Source organism: Streptococcus sp. DD04, assembly GCF_001578725.1.
Lineage (GTDB): Bacteria > Bacillota > Bacilli > Lactobacillales > Streptococcaceae > Streptococcus > Streptococcus sinensis.
Genome location: NZ_KQ968980.1, coordinates 41,260 through 55,748, shown reverse-complemented (window position 1 = coordinate 55,748; position 14,489 = coordinate 41,260). Strand labels below are relative to the sequence as shown.

The window sequence follows — 14,489 nt, the reverse complement described above, 5'->3', positions numbered from 1 at the left end:
CCGTTTTCAAAAACGTTGATTTTAAGCCTTTTTTGGTGACTAAATAATCCTGTTTGCAGATGATTTTTAAGTATTATTTTTGTCTTGCAATTGTCTGTTAATAGTTTCGATTTTTCTTTTGGTAGACAGGTAAAGCAAGCCCCAGACAATGAAATAAACCAGACTGAATTCAACACCAATCGATAGGATAGTGCCTACCAAAGTGGCTGCGGGGAGCCAACCAGCCAAGATGGAAACAGGAATCAGAGTTGTAATTGCGAGTAAATAATGACTAAGACTAGACTTTAAAATGCTCCAATCTTTTTGGAAGATGACTTGGCTATATCCAAGCACAGCTCCGAAAATAAACCAGATGAACATACAGTACAGCATCATAATAGAAGGGTGGATATGGTGGTTCATGAAGAAGAAACCAACATGGGATTTTGGATCTAAAGGTAGATAATTTGGTATATTCAAATAGGAAATAAGCATTGAAATACCTAAGCCGATGAAAATACCGCCAAAACCGGATAGGATAATTTTTGTTGCTTTCATAAATCTAATTTCTCCTTTATGGCTTTTAAGTAACGGCGGGACGAATAGGTCATATCACCGTTTTTTAGGAAAATTTGTACCAGTCCATTCGGAGTTAATTTTAAATAGCTGATATAACTAATATTAATAATCTCCGATTGAGAAATCTGCAGGAAATAGTCCGGCAGGACCTGCAGCAACTGATAAAGAGCTTGTTGAGCTCGATAGCCATCTTTTGCCGTTCGGACCCGAACCTGACGATTTTCTGTATAGATTCGGTGGATTTCCTTAGCATCCAGCAGATAGATTTCGTCCTTTTTCTTGACATGAATCTTGTCCTGTTTGCCTAGATGTTGAGCAAAGTGGACCAATTCCTGAATGCTTTCTGTCATGAGGCGGGCCTCAATGCTGACGGAGTCTTCTGAGACTTGGGAATCGATTCTTAACTTAACTTTCATAACTTCCTCCTTTCACCTTTATTAAACCGCAACTTGTCAGAGAAAACAAGCCCTTTTGTCCATGTGGCAGCTATTTGTGTCTATATGGTTTGGCTGGCGGACAGAATGGTCGAGACAAGGTTGACCTCTGATAGAAAGAGCCCAATGTGTTATAATAGATAGTAGAACAAATACGGAGAACAAGATGTCAAAAATTATCGAACTTCCAGAAATTCTAGCCAATCAGATTGCGGCTGGTGAAGTCATTGAGCGGCCTAGCAGCGTGGTCAAGGAGCTAGTGGAAAATTCAATTGATGCGGGTGCCAGCCAAATTACCATCGAAATTGAGGAGGCCGGACTCAAGAGCATTCAGGTGACGGACAATGGCGAGGGCATAGACCACGAAGATGTCCCTCTGGCCCTTCGACGCCATGCTACCAGTAAAATCAAGAAGCAGGCGGATCTCTTTCGGATTCGAACACTGGGTTTTCGTGGTGAGGCCATTCCTTCCATTGCTTCTGTCTCACGTTTTACTATTGAAACAGCGACGGAAGCTGGTCAGCACGGAACTTTGCTAGTTGCCCAAGGTGGTGAGATTGAAGAGCATGAGCCTACCAGCAGTCCGGTGGGAACGAAAATTAAGATAGAAGATCTCTTCTTCAATACTCCAGCCCGGCTCAAGTATATGAAGAGCCAGCAGGCAGAGCTGTCCCATATTGTTGATGTGATTAATCGGCTCAGTCTGGCTCATCCAGAAGTGGCTTTCACCCTTATCAGTGACGGCCGCGAAATGACACGGACTGCCGGCAGTGGCAATCTGCGTCAGGCTATTGCAGGAATCTATGGTCTGGCAACAGCTAAGAAAATGGTGGAAATCTCTGCTTCAGATTTGGATTTTGAAGTCAGTGGCTATGTCAGCCTGCCTGAGCTGACTCGTGCAAATCGGAATTATATTACGATTCTTATCAACGGCCGCTACATTAAGAATTTCCTGCTCAATCGTGCTATTTTGGATGGCTACGGCAGCAAGCTTATGGTAGGTCGCTTTCCACTAGCGGTCATCAATATTCAGATTGACCCCTATTTGGCCGATGTCAATGTCCATCCGACCAAGCAAGAGGTGCGTATTTCTAAAGAGCGGGAACTCATGACCTTGATTTCGCAAGCCATTGCGACCAGTCTCAAGGAGCAAGACCTTATCCCGGATGCTTTGGAAAATCTAGCCAAATCAACTGTTAAACGTGCCAATAAGCCCGAACAGACCAGCCTTCCGCTGAAGGAAAATCGCCTCTACTACGATAAGGAGCAGAATGACTTCTTCCTCAAGCCGCAGGTCGCAGAGCAGCAGCTATCCTTTGACGATTCAGCTGAGCCTACCCAAATAGTTACTGACGAAAAAGCAGAACCACAGCCGACTTCAGTCAAATTTGCAGAGAGAAGGCCAGCCAGCTATGACCAACTAGACCATCCAGAGCTAGACCAGGCCAGTCTGGAGCGGGCTGTGGATAAGTTGGAACAGGAAGAGAAATCAAGCTTCCCAGAGTTAGAATATTTCGGCCAGATGCATGGCACCTATCTCTTTGCTCAGGGCAAGGGCGGTCTTTACATTATTGACCAGCATGCTGCTCAAGAGCGGGTCAAGTATGAGTATTATCGGGAGAAGATTGGGGATGTGGACAATAGCCAGCAGCAGCTCTTAGTGCCCTATATCTTTGAATTTCCAGCAGACGATATGCTGCGAATCAAGCAGCGGATGGAGCTGTTAGAAGATGCTGGCATCTTTTTAGAAGAGTACGGATCCAATCAGTTTATCCTCCGTGAACATCCTATTTGGTTCAAGGAAGAGGAGATTGAGGCAGGTATCTATGAGATGTGTGATATGCTTCTCCTTGCCAAGGAAGTTTCCATTAAAAAATATCGAGCGGAGCTAGCCATTATGATGAGCTGCAAACGCTCCATCAAGGCCAATCACAGTCTGGATGACTATTCTGCACGTGACTTGCTCTTTCAGCTGTCCCAGTGTGACAATCCTTACAACTGCCCACACGGCCGACCGGTCTTGGTCAACTTTACCAAGTCGGATATGGAAAAAATGTTCCGCCGCATTCAGGAAAATCACACTAGCCTGCGGGAATTGGGGAAATACTAAACTGTATAGAAGATCAAACAGCCCTAGTCATCGAACTAGAGCTGTTTTTAATGTTTGAGCTGAACTTGTGTTCCAGCAAGCAAATCAGCTGGATATCGTTTGTCCTTGCGAAGCAATCCCATCAGCAGAAAGGTCAAGAAGAGAATCCCTGCTGAAGTTGACAAGAAAATTGACAGGGTATCTGCTTGATAAGTACTACGGATAGCTCCCATATGTCCCAACTGCCAAGGGAAAAACTTGATAGCAGAGCGCAAAAGGCTGTGAGCAAAGCTCCTATGCTTGTAAACCAACTGTAAACCTGCCCAGCGCTTGCCAAAACTGCCTTTTCGATAGTCTAGCCAAGCAAAGATAACTGTTAGGGGCAGGACTGAGGTAGAAAAAGCCAGAAGTTGGCTCTGGACTTCAGTGAATGCAGGAATGCCTCCTAAAACCAGATAGTAAAAACCCATAGCTAGTAAAAAAAGAGAAATGAGATAGAATGAAATGAAGAGCCAGTCTCCAATCAGCTCTTTCAGACGAATTTTGGCAGGTATGGGATTGTCAGTTTGTAGTTTCATCTTGAGCACCTTCTTTCTTTGGAACTTTATCAAGACCAATCACCTTGTCCAGATACTTTTTCTTGATTTTTAGCGCCTTGTTAATAGCCATTGCTGATGCGATTAAGAGGAAAAAAGTTAACCAGACCAGCGCAGTGAATTTTGCTGGAAAGCTAGAACCTGCGAAGAAGAGAAAAATAGCCAAGGCTGATACAAAAATATACAAAACCTGCCAGAAGCCATAAGATTTTACTTCCTTGTAGTAGCGGTCTTTTTCGTCTTCTGAGAGGATGGGTTTTATTTCTGGCTTATCGCTGTCTTCTAAAAGCAGATAATCTGTCGTCACCTGGAAAATCTTGCTCAGCTCTACAACTTTTTCGAGTTCTGGCAGCGCTTGGCCAGACTCCCACTTGGAAATGCTCTGGCGAGAGACATTGATCTGTTCAGCCAGTTTTTCTTGTGACCAGCCTTTTTCTTTTCTTAGTTCAAATAATTTATCAGCGAGTTTCATGTTCGCAGCCTCCTTTTCTTTGCTAACTCTATCCTAACAGCTTTTAGTCATCTTGAGAATACAGCTTCCTGTACATTTTGTCAACCACCGGTTGCACTTCTATTTGCAGTTTCCAGATAGAAAATATGATATACTAGATAGGCAAAATGATACAAAAAGAAGGAAGATTATGTACGAATATTTTAAAGGAATCATCAGCAAAATTACAGCTAAATATATTGTATTGGAAGTCAACTCTATCGGCTATATTCTTCATGTGGCCAACCCCTATGCTTATTCAGGGCATCTTCATCAGGAAGCTAAGGTCTATGTTCACCAGGTGGTAAGAGAAGATGCGGAACTTTTATACGGTTTTGCAACCGAGGAGGAGAAGCAACTCTTTCTCAGCTTGATTTCAGTCTCAGGTATCGGCCCAGTGTCTGCTCTGGCAATTATTGCGGCGGATGATAATGCTGGCTTAGTGCAAGCCATTGAGCAGAAAAACATCACCTACCTGACCAAGTTTCCTAAAATTGGCAAGAAAACAGCCCAGCAGATGGTGCTGGACTTGGAAGGCAAGGTGGTGGCGGCGGATGGTCCGTCAGAAAGCAAGGCGCCTGTCCAGACTGTGGACAATCAGGAGCTGGAAGAAGCCATGGAAGCTATGCTGGCATTGGGCTACAAAGCTGCTGAGCTCAAGAAAATCAAGAAATTCTTTGAAGGAACGACGGATACAGCAGAAAACTATATCAAGTCTGCTCTTAAGATGTTGGTGAAATAGGAGGAAGATATGACCAAACGCTGCGGTTGGGTAAAGATGAACAACCCTTTATATGTGGCCTATCATGATGAGGAGTGGGGCAAACCCCTCCATGATGATCAGAAATTATTTGAATTGCTCTGCATGGAGACCTATCAGGCCGGACTTTCTTGGGAGACTATTCTCAATAAACGCCAGGCTTTTCGGGAAGCTTTTTGTTTCTATGATGCTCAGAAAATTGCTCAGATGACAGATGCAGATCTAGATGGTTTGTTAGGCAATCCTGATATTATCCGTAACAAGATGAAAATTTATGCTACCAGGGCTAATGCCCAAGCTTTTTTGGCTGTTCAGAAGCAGTTTGGCTCTTTTAATGACTATATCTGGTCCTTTGTCGATTTCAAAACGATTGACAATGAAATTTTGAACTACAAGGAAGCCCCAACTAAAACAGAGCTGTCTGAAACCATGTCCAAGGCGCTGAAAAAGCAAGGCTTCAAATTTGTTGGTCCAGTTTGTGTCTATTCATTCCTAGAAGCAGCTGGCCTTATCAATGACCATGAAAATAATTGTGATTGGAAGTAGAACAATGAAAACAAGAAAATTTCTCCTTATTTTTATCACCCTCTATACGATCTTATTCCTAGGTAGAGGCTTGCAGTTGATTGGGATAAATTGGTTGATTTACCCAGTTTATTTCCTTTTATTTATCTTGGGAATCTTGGCTTATCGTGAAGAATTAAAGGAGCAGCTGGCCTTGATTCTGACCAAGAAGAAGGAATTTCTAAAAACGATCTCCTTGTATATGTTCTTTGTTTTCCTCCTGTCCATTGCCTGCAACCAGCTTTCAGCTTTGATTAAACAGAGTCTGGGCTTGCCGCTACAGGGGCAGAATGATGCCAGTATTCAAGGTGCCTTGTTGGAAAATCAATTTTTAATCTTGGTTATCGGTTGCTTTATCGGGCCAATCGTTGAAGAGTTTTTCTTCCGTCGCTTTTTCCTAGGCACTTTCTTGGCAAAATTCTCTGACGGGCTCGGTATTGTGTTAACAACCTTTCTATTTGCCACCCTTCATATGCACAGCTGGGCCTTATCAGAGTGGGTGACAGCTATTTCCTACATTGGCGGAGGTCTTCTTCTCTCGCTCCTGTATCTAAGAAAGGACAAAAATATCTGGTATCCAATTGCCCTCCATTGCTGCAACAATATCATTGCTTTTATGATGACAATTTTTTCAATAAGTCAGTAGACTGCTAAGTCAATAAGCAGAAGATATTCTGCACTAGTCACTTTTAAGGTTATTCAGAAAGGAAGTGAAGGATGGATAATAGAGCCTTGGTATATTTAGCGGAGAATCGTATCTTGGAGACGGCGCGTCTTCTCTTACGTCCCATGACTATGGATGATTTGTTGGATTATCACGAATATACTTCAGATGGAGAATTATTAAAATATGATTATCCAGAGCACCAAAGCATAGAAGAGAGCCGAGAGAGTCTTGTTTTATATAATTTAAGTGCTCCTTTGGGCCGCTACGGTATCGAGTTGAAATCTGAAGGTAAATTAATTGGCAATATCTCTCTTCGAATAGATACAGAACAAGAAACGGCGGAAATAGGCTATACAGTCAATGCTAACTATCACAGAAAAGGCTACGCAACTGAAGCAGCCTTAGCCTTGAAAGAATTGGCTCAGAACATGCCGGGGATAAAGATATTTCTTGCCCACACGACTAAGCCCAATCTTGCTAGTCAAGGAGTTTTAGAAAAAATTGGGATGACACTGATGTGGGAAAAGGAGGGAGTGAGCCTTCGCGGAGAGCCAACCATCCGTCTCCGCTATGAAAGTAAATTAAATAATGATGCTAAAAAGACCTAGACAAGATGTTTGTTTAGGTCTTTTCTGTAAGTTGTGAGATTTTTACTCTTCTTTCTGCATCCATATTTTTTCCTTGATGAAGATGCGCAGTTCATAGAAGAGCATGAAGAGGGTGGAGATGAGGAAGCCAGCCATAAAGATATGGTGCAAATAAGCAAAAATAGCAATCTCAACCAAAGCGGAGAAGAGATAGAAAATGACCAAATAGTGCCATTTCTTAGCCTTGCTGTCTTCGATAACTTTTTTCTCCAAGCGCTCATCCTCCTTGATGAGCTGGTCCAGACTGAGATCAAACTCGCGGCTGATAGCTATCAGGTTGCCAATATCAGGGATTCCTTTTCCGCTTTCCCAGCGGGCAATGGCTTGAGCCTTTCCGCCAAGGCTTCCTGAGTGAGCTGATGTTGTTGACGAATGTCTTTGAGAACTTGAGAGATTTTCATGATGATCTCCTTTCTTTGAATAAAAATATTTAGATGATTTCCTTTTTTTCATCTCCATTATAAAAAGATTCAAACCATTTGCCAATAGCATCGGCCTAAAAATCCAGTTATTCTCCATAACAAACAGCTTTTTAAAAGTTTTCCACAGGATGTTGACAAGTTTGTCAATCAAGTTGACAGCTCTTTTTATTTCCTGAAATGAAAATCAACTTTTTTGCTCTTTTTTGTGATAAAATAAAGCCAATTCCGAATAGTAAGGTAGGAGGTTCTATGAAAGCAGAAATTATTGCTGTGGGCACAGAGATTCTAACAGGTCAGATTGTCAATACCAATGCCCAATTTTTATCTGAAAAACTTGCGAGTCTGGGGATTGATGTCTATTTTCAGACAGCAGTGGGGGACAATGAAAAACGTCTTCTCTCTGTCCTAGAAATTGCCAAAGAGCGCAGTGATTTAATTGTCCTAACAGGAGGCTTGGGGCCAACAGAGGATGATTTGACCAAGCAGACCTTGGCCAAGTTTGTAGGGCGGGAGCTGAGTTTTGATCCAGAGGCTGTGGAAAAGCTAGACCGTTTTTTTGCCAGCCGGCCGGACTATACTCGCACGCCCAACAATGAGCGGCAGGCTCAGTTGGTTACAGGCTCAACTCCTTTACAAAATGCAACAGGTCTCGCTGTTGGTGGCTTGCTAGAAGTTGACGGAGTGACCTATGTAGTTCTGCCAGGTCCTCCTAGCGAGCTTAAGCCTATGGTCAATAACGAACTAATTCCGCTCCTTTCCACAGGTCAAAAGCTGTATTCACGGGTGCTGCGCTTTTTTGGCATCGGTGAGAGTCAGCTAGTGACCATTTTAGCAGAAATGATTGATTGTCAAAATGATCCGACCATTGCGCCTTATGCAAAGACAGGAGAGGTCACCTTGCGACTGTCTACCAAGGCTCTGAGTCAGGCAGAAGCAGATGCCAAGTTTGAGGCTGTGGAAAAGTCTATTTTGGCTCATGAGACTTTCGAGGGGCAGCCTTTGTCTGAGATTTTCTACGGTTATGGGGACGACAATTCCTTGGCACAGGTGGCTTTTGAGTTGCTGAAGAGTCAAGGGAAGACGATTTCGGCCGCGGAGAGTCTGACCGCAGGACTCTTTCAAGCGATTTTGGCAGATTTTGCCGGAGCTTCTGCTATTTTTTCAGGTGGCTTTGTCACCTACAGTATGGAGGAAAAGAGCAGGATGCTGAATATTCCGTTGGGAGACCTGGAGAAGCACGGTGTCGTTTCAGCTTTTACAGCTGGGAAAATGGCAGAGCAGGCTAGAAAGCTGACCGAAAGTGACCTAGCTGTCAGTCTAACAGGTGTGGCTGGACCAGATTCATTGGAAGGTTATCCAGCTGGAACTGTATTTATTGGCTTAGCTAGTGAATCGGAAACGGAAATTATTGAGGTCAATATTGCTGGCCGTAGCCGACGTGATGTGCGGAAGATTGCCGTCATGCACGCCTTCAACCTCGTACGAAAAACTTTATTAAAGAACTGATTTTTGATATAATGTAAAGATGCTCAAAAGATTATTTTAAAACAGGAGAAATAAATGGCAAAGAAACAAAAAAAATTAGATGAAATCACAAAGAAATTCGGCGATGAGCGCCAAAAAGCCTTGGATAATGCCCTGAAGAACATTGAAAAAGACTTTGGTAAGGGCGCTATTATGCGTCTGGGCGAGCGAGCTGAGCAAAAGGTTCAGGTCATGAGTTCAGGCTCTCTGGCTTTGGATATCGCCCTCGGTGCTGGTGGCTATCCTAAAGGACGGATTATTGAAATTTACGGTCCAGAGTCTTCTGGTAAGACCACAGTTGCTCTCCACGCTGTTGCTCAAGCTCAAAAAGAAGGTGGCATCGCAGCCTTTATTGATGCAGAGCACGCTTTGGATCCGTCATACGCTGCGGCTCTGGGTGTGAATATTGATGAGTTGCTGCTGTCTCAACCTGACTCTGGCGAGCAAGGCCTTGAAATTGCTGGCAAGCTGATTGACTCTGGAGCGGTTGATTTGGTTGTCATCGACTCGGTGGCTGCTCTGGTACCGCGTGCAGAAATCGACGGAGACATCGGTGATAGCCACGTCGGCTTGCAGGCGCGGATGATGAGTCAGGCTATGCGCAAGCTGTCAGCTTCTATCAACAAAACGAAGACGATTGCGATTTTCATTAACCAGCTGCGCGAAAAAGTTGGTGTTATGTTTGGTAATCCTGAAACAACACCAGGTGGCCGTGCACTGAAGTTCTATGCTTCTGTCCGTTTGGATGTCCGTGGTAATACTCAAATCAAGGGAACTGGTGATGAGAAGGATACCAATGTCGGTAAGGAAACCAAGATTAAGGTTGTGAAAAACAAGGTAGCTCCGCCATTCAAAGAAGCTTTTGTGGAAATCATGTATGGAGAAGGTATTTCTAAGACTGGCGAACTACTTAAGATTGCTACTGACTTGGATATTATCAAAAAAGCTGGTGCTTGGTACTCCTACAATGATGAAAAGATTGGCCAAGGTTCTGAAAATGCTAAGAAGTACTTGGCTGATCATCCAGAAGTCTTTGACGAAATTGACCGTCAGGTTCGTGTACGTTACGGTTTGATTGAAGATGATGAGTCGGCAGAAGTAGCTCAAGGTAAGATTGAAACTCCTGTGGAAAAACTGGAAGAAGTGACTCTTGATTTAGATGATGCCATTGAAATTGAGGAATAATTTTTTAAAATAGGTCGCAAGACCGATGGTTTTTGTGGTATAATATACTATGATAATAGTATCGCGTAGCGAAAGGAGCACTTACATGATTACAATCTATACTGTCTCAAGTTGTACTAGTTGTAAAAAAGCAAAAACCTGGCTAAACGCACATCAGCTGACTTACAAGGAGCAAAACCTTGGGAAGGAAGGGATTACTAAGGAAGAAATCTTAGATATTTTAGCAAAAACTGAAAATGGGATTGCTAGCATTGTATCTTCAAAAAATCGTTATGCGAAAGGACTTGGTGTTGACATTGAAGACCTCAGTGTCAATGAAGTGATTGATATTATCATGACAACACCGCGGATTCTGAAAAGTCCGATTTTGGTGGATGATAAGCGTCTCCAAGTAGGGTATAAGGAAGACGATATTCGTGCTTTCTTGCCGCGGTCTGTACGAAACGTAGAAAACGCTGAAGCTCGTCTGCGGGCTGCGCTCTAACATGAAAAAAAGGGGGACTGTTTAAAGTTGCCCCTTTCTTGCGTGGAGTTTTCTACATTAGCTAAGGAGAGAACTGAACGATATTAAACGGTTATTGTTTCAAGTATATTTTTATATTGAATTTACTGGAAAATAATTGACATGTAGCGGAACTGTGATAGAATAATACTTGAGGAGACTTGCCATGAAAAAAATTTTACTCGTCCTAGGGCTTGTAACGCTTATATTGACAGGATGTGGACAGAAAAAAGAAGAAAAAGCAAAGGGAAATAAAGAAGATATCACTACCAATCTTCCGATTATCAACAATGCTGAGCAACAAGAAATTATTACAAAGAAACTAGTCTTTCCCAAAGATGAGAAAGGAGCTCAGTCGAGTCAAACGATAACTTATCAAGGGAAGCGCTTTTTGACGGTTGTGATGGAGAAGATTGTGCCGACTGAAGGAGAGCTAAAAGAGGCCATTAAAGAAGTTGGTATAGAGCAAGCTCAAAAGTACTTGGATGAGTCGGTTGCTAAAGATGAAGAATATGCTCAGGCTAAGACGGTTTCAGGTTTTACAAGTTCGGTAGTCATTGCGAATGAAGATGAATTAAATATCACATCCACCTACGATTTCGAAAAGTTGGATATTGGAAAAGCTTCTTCAATGTCTTATTTTAAAAATGTTGATTTAAAGGGAATGGAAAAAATGTCTCCTGAGGAATACATCAATAATTTACTGATGAACGGAGCTGAGGAGCAGCAATAAAACTTCCATCTTGAGCAGTTGACGGAAGTATTTTGCGTATTTGTATGTTTTGTCAACAATGTAATAAAAATTTTAAAAGGAGAAAAGAAATGAAAAAATCATTCATTCTTTTAGTGGCTAGTTTGGCGGTGCTGACAGCTTGCAGTCAACAATCAAATAGTGGGCAGTCTGGTGGCAATCAATCTTCTCAAAATGCGGGTAAGGAGGCTTCGGTTACAAAATCTTATCAGTTAGATCAGAAAGTAGAAGGCCTTGATCAAACGATGACATTGACAGTTACATACAAAGGCAAGAAATATGAAAAGGTCAACATTCTTGTTGCTCAAAATTTGCCGGAGGAAAGCAAGGAATTCTTGGCTAATCAGGATCTGTCTTCAATAAAAGACGAGTTGATTTCCACAATTAAACAGGGTGCTGGAGTGGATAAGCTTGAAAAAGTCAAAGGCATTGAAGTTAAGGTGGACATTACTGAACAAGGTGTTGTAAATATTGAATTTATTATTGATCCTACAAATCTTGATTACGATGCTGCTGCTAAGATCCCTACTTATGGACAACTCTTTACTCAAATGAAGTCTCAGACGCCGGAAGAGTTTATCAAGTCATTTAAAGATGAAGGTGGCAAGGAAGTCGCAAATCCATCCTAATTCTGCTGATGAAAACTAGCCTTTGAAAAAGGGCTGGTTTTTTTGAACTGGTCATATGGAAAACAGTTAGAAAATGCTGAAAAAATAGAAAATTAACGTTAATTAAATTTGTGAAAAGCCTGTAAATATGCTATAATAGTAATATTCTAAAGAAAGAGGGTGTAATTGTGGGATTTACAGATGAAACTGTACGTTTTAATCTTGATGATTCAAATAAAAAAGAAATTAGCGAGACTTTGACCGATGTCTACAAGTCGCTCAATGACAAAGGATACAATCCAATCAATCAAATCGTAGGCTACGTACTGAGTGGTGATCCTGCTTATGTGCCTCGTTATAATAATGCTCGGAATCAGATTCGTAAATATGAACGAGATGAAATCGTAGAAGAATTAGTGCGTTATTATCTGAAAGGGCAAGGCATCGACCTCTGATGAGAATTATGGGACTGGATGTCGGCTCAAAAACGGTGGGTGTTGCGATTAGTGATCCAATCGGTTTTACTGCTCAGGGACTTGAAATTATTCAGATTGATGAGGAAAAGGAGCAGTTTGGTTTTGAGCGTTTGACGGAACTTGTCGAGCAATACAAGGTGGATAAGTTTGTAATTGGTTTGCCAAAAAATATGAATAATACCAGCGGTCCGCGAGTGGACGCTAGTAGAGCCTATGGTGAAAAAATTGCAGAGCTTTTTCAAATCCCGGTAGACTATCAGGATGAGCGTCTGACGACGGTAGCGGCGGAGCGCATGCTGATTGAGCAGGCAGATATTAGCCGCAGCAAGCGAAAAAAAGTGATTGATAAGTTGGCTGCTCAGCTGATTTTACAGAATTATTTGGATCGAAACTTTTAGAAAGAACTGAGGAAATAGTAGTATGGCGCATGATCATAACCATGACCACGAACATGAAGAACGTGAGTTAATCACACTGGTAGATGAGCAAGGAAATGAAACCTTGTTTGAAATTCTCCTGACCATTGATGGCAAGGAAGAATTTGGTAAGAACTATGTTCTTTTGATTCCAGCCAATGCTGAAGAAGATGAGAATGGCGAGGTAGAAATCCAAGCCTATTCATTCACAGAAAATGAAGATGGAACAGAAGGGGATCTCCAACCAATCCCAGAAGACTCGGATGCAGAGTGGGATATGATTGAAGAAGTCTTCAACAGCTTTATGGAGGAGTAAAAAGGTCCGGGGGACCTTTTTAGCCCGAGCTTGAAAACTAGAGAGCGAGGAAGGTTCGAGGGACCTTTTTGATCTGTGAAAGATATTTCTGTTAAAATTTAAGCTGAAATGCAAAGAATAGAAAATAAGGGAGAAGCGAGTTGCGATTCACATTTGAAGTCTGCTTCGCTTCTCTTTTTATATAGGTGAAAAAATGAATGAAATTGAAGAATGGCTGAACAGCCGTATTGGTCTAAACTTTCGCTCAGGTCTTGATCGGATGCAGCGAGCAGTAGATTTATTAGGGAATCCTGAACGAGCTTACCCAGTTATTCATGTAACGGGAACCAACGGCAAGGGGTCGACAATTGCCTTTCTGCGGAATCTATTTGCAGATCAGGGAAAGAAAGTAGGTAGTTTTACATCGCCGCATATGGTCAGCATTCATGACCGTATCTGTATCAATGGCCTTCCGATTTCAGATGCTGATTTTATCCGCTTGGGGCGGCAGATTCAGGAGATGGAGAGAGAACTGAACAAGAGTCATGACCAGCTATCCTATTTTGAAATTTTGACCTTACTGGCCTTTCTTTATTTCAGGGAGGAGAAGGTTGATCTGGCTTTAGTCGAAGTTGGGATAGGAGGACTTTTGGACACGACCAACGTGCTGGCTGGCCAAGTTGCAGTAGTAACGTCAGTGGGCTTGGATCATCAGGAGACGCTGGGGCAGACGCTTACAGCTATTGCTGAGCAGAAGACTGGAATTTTCAAGAAAGGTTGTTCTGCAGTCATTGGTCCCTTGCCGGAAGAAGCTCGGCTGGTCTGTGAACAGCGAGCAGCAGCCTTGGGCTTAGATTTTTATGAATATGGCAAAGATTTTTCTTTTTCCAATGGCTCATTTAAAAATGGAGATCTTCTTTTATCGCATGTAGTCTTGGGACTGCAAGGTGCTTATCAGGAAGAAAATGCAGCTCTGGCCTTGCAAGCTTTTTTACTTTTTATGAAGCAGAGGGGCTGGGAGATTGATTTTTCAGTTCTTCCTTCTTCTTTGAGGGAGACTCATTGGGCGGGTCGTCTAGAGGAGATTAGTCCGGGGATTTATTTGGACGGTGCCCATAATTTGCCAGCTCTGACTCGTTTGGTAGAGTTTATCAAGGAACAGAAGGGTAAGAAATGCAATCTTCTTTTTGGTGCTTTGAAGCGCAAGGATTACAGCGGTATGCTGGCCTATTTGCAAGAGGCTTTGCCGGAAGTTCAGGTGACAGTGACTAGCTTTGCCTATGGAGAATCCGTGGGACAAGGAGAGGCTGCGAACTTTGATTATGTAGCAGACTACAGAGAGTTTATAGAGAGGTTTAAGTGGGAGCAAGCTGCTGACCAGCTCCTTTTTATCACAGGATCGCTTTATTTTATTGCTGAGGTTCGAGCCTATCTTTATCGTGTATAAGTTGACCTTGGGAAGGCCTGTTTGATAAAATAGAAGTGGAACGAAGAAAGGAAAAACG

Annotated in this window: 18 protein-coding genes and 1 pseudogene; 14 read left to right on the top strand and 5 right to left on the bottom strand. The window is 42.5% G+C overall.

The genetic code is table 11. The annotated features are described in order from the left end of the window. Positions 1–66 precede the first annotated feature (66 nt). Together STRDD04_RS08425 and STRDD04_RS08420 are read right to left on the bottom strand one after the other, a co-directional pair. The gene (locus STRDD04_RS08425; protein WP_062201484.1) at positions 67–537 is read right to left on the bottom strand and encodes a DUF3021 domain-containing protein; all 471 of its coding nucleotides are present in this window, start codon (positions 535–537) and stop codon (positions 67–69) included. Then, complete coding sequence (locus tag STRDD04_RS08420; RefSeq protein ID WP_062201482.1) at positions 534–974, bottom strand: LytTR family DNA-binding domain-containing protein; 441 nt, start codon at positions 972–974, stop codon at positions 534–536. The genes STRDD04_RS08425 and STRDD04_RS08420 overlap by 4 nt, the downstream gene beginning before the upstream one ends. Positions 975–1,158: 184 nt before the next feature. Between STRDD04_RS08420 and mutL the strand changes: the two genes are divergently transcribed. Further along, complete coding sequence (mutL, locus tag STRDD04_RS08415; RefSeq protein WP_062201481.1) at positions 1,159–3,102, top strand: DNA mismatch repair endonuclease MutL; 1,944 nt, start codon at positions 1,159–1,161, stop codon at positions 3,100–3,102. A gap of 47 nt (positions 3,103–3,149) precedes the next feature. Here mutL and STRDD04_RS08410 read toward each other — a convergent pair whose 3' ends face one another. Beyond that, positions 3,150–3,659, bottom strand: a complete 510-nt coding sequence (locus tag STRDD04_RS08410; protein ID WP_062201479.1) for an RDD family protein — start codon at positions 3,657–3,659, stop codon at positions 3,150–3,152. Then, the gene (locus tag STRDD04_RS08405; RefSeq protein WP_062201477.1) at positions 3,643–4,149 is read right to left on the bottom strand and encodes a helix-turn-helix domain-containing protein; all 507 of its coding nucleotides are present in this window, start codon (positions 4,147–4,149) and stop codon (positions 3,643–3,645) included. The genes STRDD04_RS08410 and STRDD04_RS08405 overlap by 17 nt, the downstream gene beginning before the upstream one ends. 169 nt (positions 4,150–4,318) lie before the next feature. Here STRDD04_RS08405 and ruvA point away from each other — a divergent pair, with 169 nt between their 5' ends. The 4 genes from ruvA to STRDD04_RS08385 all read left to right on the top strand — a co-directional run bounded on the left by ruvA (position 4,319) and on the right by STRDD04_RS08385 (position 6,766). After that, positions 4,319–4,909 (top strand): Holliday junction branch migration protein RuvA, encoded by a 591-nt coding sequence (gene ruvA, locus STRDD04_RS08400; protein WP_062201476.1) that lies wholly within the window; start codon positions 4,319–4,321, stop codon positions 4,907–4,909. A gap of 9 nt (positions 4,910–4,918) precedes the next feature. Next, positions 4,919–5,473, top strand: a complete 555-nt coding sequence (locus STRDD04_RS08395; protein ID WP_062201474.1) for a DNA-3-methyladenine glycosylase I — start codon at positions 4,919–4,921, stop codon at positions 5,471–5,473. A gap of 4 nt (positions 5,474–5,477) precedes the next feature. After that, positions 5,478–6,137, top strand: a complete 660-nt coding sequence (locus STRDD04_RS08390; RefSeq protein ID WP_062201472.1) for a CPBP family glutamic-type intramembrane protease — start codon at positions 5,478–5,480, stop codon at positions 6,135–6,137. Between the two features lie 71 nt (positions 6,138–6,208). After that, positions 6,209–6,766, top strand: a complete 558-nt coding sequence (locus STRDD04_RS08385) for a GNAT family N-acetyltransferase (protein WP_062201471.1) — start codon at positions 6,209–6,211, stop codon at positions 6,764–6,766. Between the two features lie 42 nt (positions 6,767–6,808). Here STRDD04_RS08385 and STRDD04_RS08380 read toward each other — a convergent pair. After that, a pseudogene (locus STRDD04_RS08380) lies at positions 6,809–7,206 on the bottom strand (helix-turn-helix domain-containing protein). Positions 7,207–7,476: 270 nt separating this feature from the next. Between STRDD04_RS08380 and STRDD04_RS08375 the strand changes: the two are divergent. From STRDD04_RS08375 to STRDD04_RS08335, 9 genes are all read left to right on the top strand, one after another. After that, positions 7,477–8,733 carry a competence/damage-inducible protein A gene (locus STRDD04_RS08375; RefSeq protein WP_062201469.1) on the top strand — a complete coding sequence of 419 codons (1,257 nt, stop codon included), beginning with the start codon at positions 7,477–7,479 and terminating at the stop codon, positions 8,731–8,733. A gap of 54 nt (positions 8,734–8,787) precedes the next feature. Beyond that, the gene (gene recA, locus STRDD04_RS08370) at positions 8,788–9,936 is read left to right on the top strand and encodes a recombinase RecA (protein WP_062201468.1); all 1,149 of its coding nucleotides are present in this window, start codon (positions 8,788–8,790) and stop codon (positions 9,934–9,936) included. 85 nt (positions 9,937–10,021) lie between these two features. Beyond that, the gene (gene spx / locus STRDD04_RS08365; RefSeq protein WP_062201466.1) at positions 10,022–10,420 is read left to right on the top strand and encodes a transcriptional regulator Spx; all 399 of its coding nucleotides are present in this window, start codon (positions 10,022–10,024) and stop codon (positions 10,418–10,420) included. A 184-nt stretch (positions 10,421–10,604) separates the two neighbouring features. Continuing rightward, the gene (locus tag STRDD04_RS08360) at positions 10,605–11,171 is read left to right on the top strand and encodes an SP0191 family lipoprotein (RefSeq protein WP_062201465.1); all 567 of its coding nucleotides are present in this window, start codon (positions 10,605–10,607) and stop codon (positions 11,169–11,171) included. A gap of 89 nt (positions 11,172–11,260) precedes the next feature. After that, entirely contained in the window at positions 11,261–11,818 is a 558-nt protein-coding gene (locus tag STRDD04_RS08355; RefSeq protein ID WP_062201463.1) for an SP0191 family lipoprotein, read from the top strand. A gap of 167 nt (positions 11,819–11,985) precedes the next feature. Continuing rightward, positions 11,986–12,252, top strand: a complete 267-nt coding sequence (locus STRDD04_RS08350; RefSeq protein ID WP_005592119.1) for an IreB family regulatory phosphoprotein — start codon at positions 11,986–11,988, stop codon at positions 12,250–12,252. Next, positions 12,252–12,671, top strand: a complete 420-nt coding sequence (ruvX, locus tag STRDD04_RS08345) for a Holliday junction resolvase RuvX (RefSeq protein WP_062201461.1) — start codon at positions 12,252–12,254, stop codon at positions 12,669–12,671. Before STRDD04_RS08350 ends, ruvX begins: the two co-directional genes overlap by 1 nt. Before the next feature lie 22 nt (positions 12,672–12,693). Further along, positions 12,694–13,005 carry a DUF1292 domain-containing protein gene (locus tag STRDD04_RS08340; RefSeq protein ID WP_037618287.1) on the top strand — a complete coding sequence of 104 codons (312 nt, stop codon included), beginning with the start codon at positions 12,694–12,696 and terminating at the stop codon, positions 13,003–13,005. A 193-nt stretch (positions 13,006–13,198) separates the two neighbouring features. After that, positions 13,199–14,431 carry a bifunctional folylpolyglutamate synthase/dihydrofolate synthase gene (locus STRDD04_RS08335; protein ID WP_062201460.1) on the top strand — a complete coding sequence of 411 codons (1,233 nt, stop codon included), beginning with the start codon at positions 13,199–13,201 and terminating at the stop codon, positions 14,429–14,431. The last annotated feature ends 58 nt before the right edge of the window (positions 14,432–14,489 follow it).

What these genes read in the sequence shown, in the direction of transcription:
- STRDD04_RS08395 (WP_062201474.1), top strand. Translation starts at nt 4,919, where the DNA reads ATGACCAAACGCTGCGGTTGGGTAAAGATGAACAACCCTTTATATGTG.
- ruvX (WP_062201461.1), top strand. Translation starts at nt 12,252, where the DNA reads ATGAGAATTATGGGACTGGATGTCGGCTCAAAAACGGTGGGTGTTGCG.
- STRDD04_RS08375 (WP_062201469.1), top strand. Translation starts at nt 7,477, where the DNA reads ATGAAAGCAGAAATTATTGCTGTGGGCACAGAGATTCTAACAGGTCAG.
- STRDD04_RS08360 (WP_062201465.1), top strand. Translation starts at nt 10,605, where the DNA reads ATGAAAAAAATTTTACTCGTCCTAGGGCTTGTAACGCTTATATTGACA.
- STRDD04_RS08405 (WP_062201477.1), bottom strand. Translation starts at nt 4,149, where the DNA reads ATGAAACTCGCTGATAAATTATTTGAACTAAGAAAAGAAAAAGGCTGG.
- STRDD04_RS08335 (WP_062201460.1), top strand. Translation starts at nt 13,199, where the DNA reads ATGAATGAAATTGAAGAATGGCTGAACAGCCGTATTGGTCTAAACTTT.
- STRDD04_RS08425 (WP_062201484.1), bottom strand. Translation starts at nt 537, where the DNA reads ATGAAAGCAACAAAAATTATCCTATCCGGTTTTGGCGGTATTTTCATC.
- mutL (WP_062201481.1), top strand. Translation starts at nt 1,159, where the DNA reads ATGTCAAAAATTATCGAACTTCCAGAAATTCTAGCCAATCAGATTGCG.
- ruvA (WP_062201476.1), top strand. Translation starts at nt 4,319, where the DNA reads ATGTACGAATATTTTAAAGGAATCATCAGCAAAATTACAGCTAAATAT.
- STRDD04_RS08340 (WP_037618287.1), top strand. Translation starts at nt 12,694, where the DNA reads ATGGCGCATGATCATAACCATGACCACGAACATGAAGAACGTGAGTTA.
- STRDD04_RS08385 (WP_062201471.1), top strand. Translation starts at nt 6,209, where the DNA reads ATGGATAATAGAGCCTTGGTATATTTAGCGGAGAATCGTATCTTGGAG.
- recA (WP_062201468.1), top strand. Translation starts at nt 8,788, where the DNA reads ATGGCAAAGAAACAAAAAAAATTAGATGAAATCACAAAGAAATTCGGC.
- STRDD04_RS08420 (WP_062201482.1), bottom strand. Translation starts at nt 974, where the DNA reads ATGAAAGTTAAGTTAAGAATCGATTCCCAAGTCTCAGAAGACTCCGTC.
- STRDD04_RS08355 (WP_062201463.1), top strand. Translation starts at nt 11,261, where the DNA reads ATGAAAAAATCATTCATTCTTTTAGTGGCTAGTTTGGCGGTGCTGACA.
- STRDD04_RS08410 (WP_062201479.1), bottom strand. Translation starts at nt 3,659, where the DNA reads ATGAAACTACAAACTGACAATCCCATACCTGCCAAAATTCGTCTGAAA.
- spx (WP_062201466.1), top strand. Translation starts at nt 10,022, where the DNA reads ATGATTACAATCTATACTGTCTCAAGTTGTACTAGTTGTAAAAAAGCA.
- STRDD04_RS08390 (WP_062201472.1), top strand. Translation starts at nt 5,478, where the DNA reads ATGAAAACAAGAAAATTTCTCCTTATTTTTATCACCCTCTATACGATC.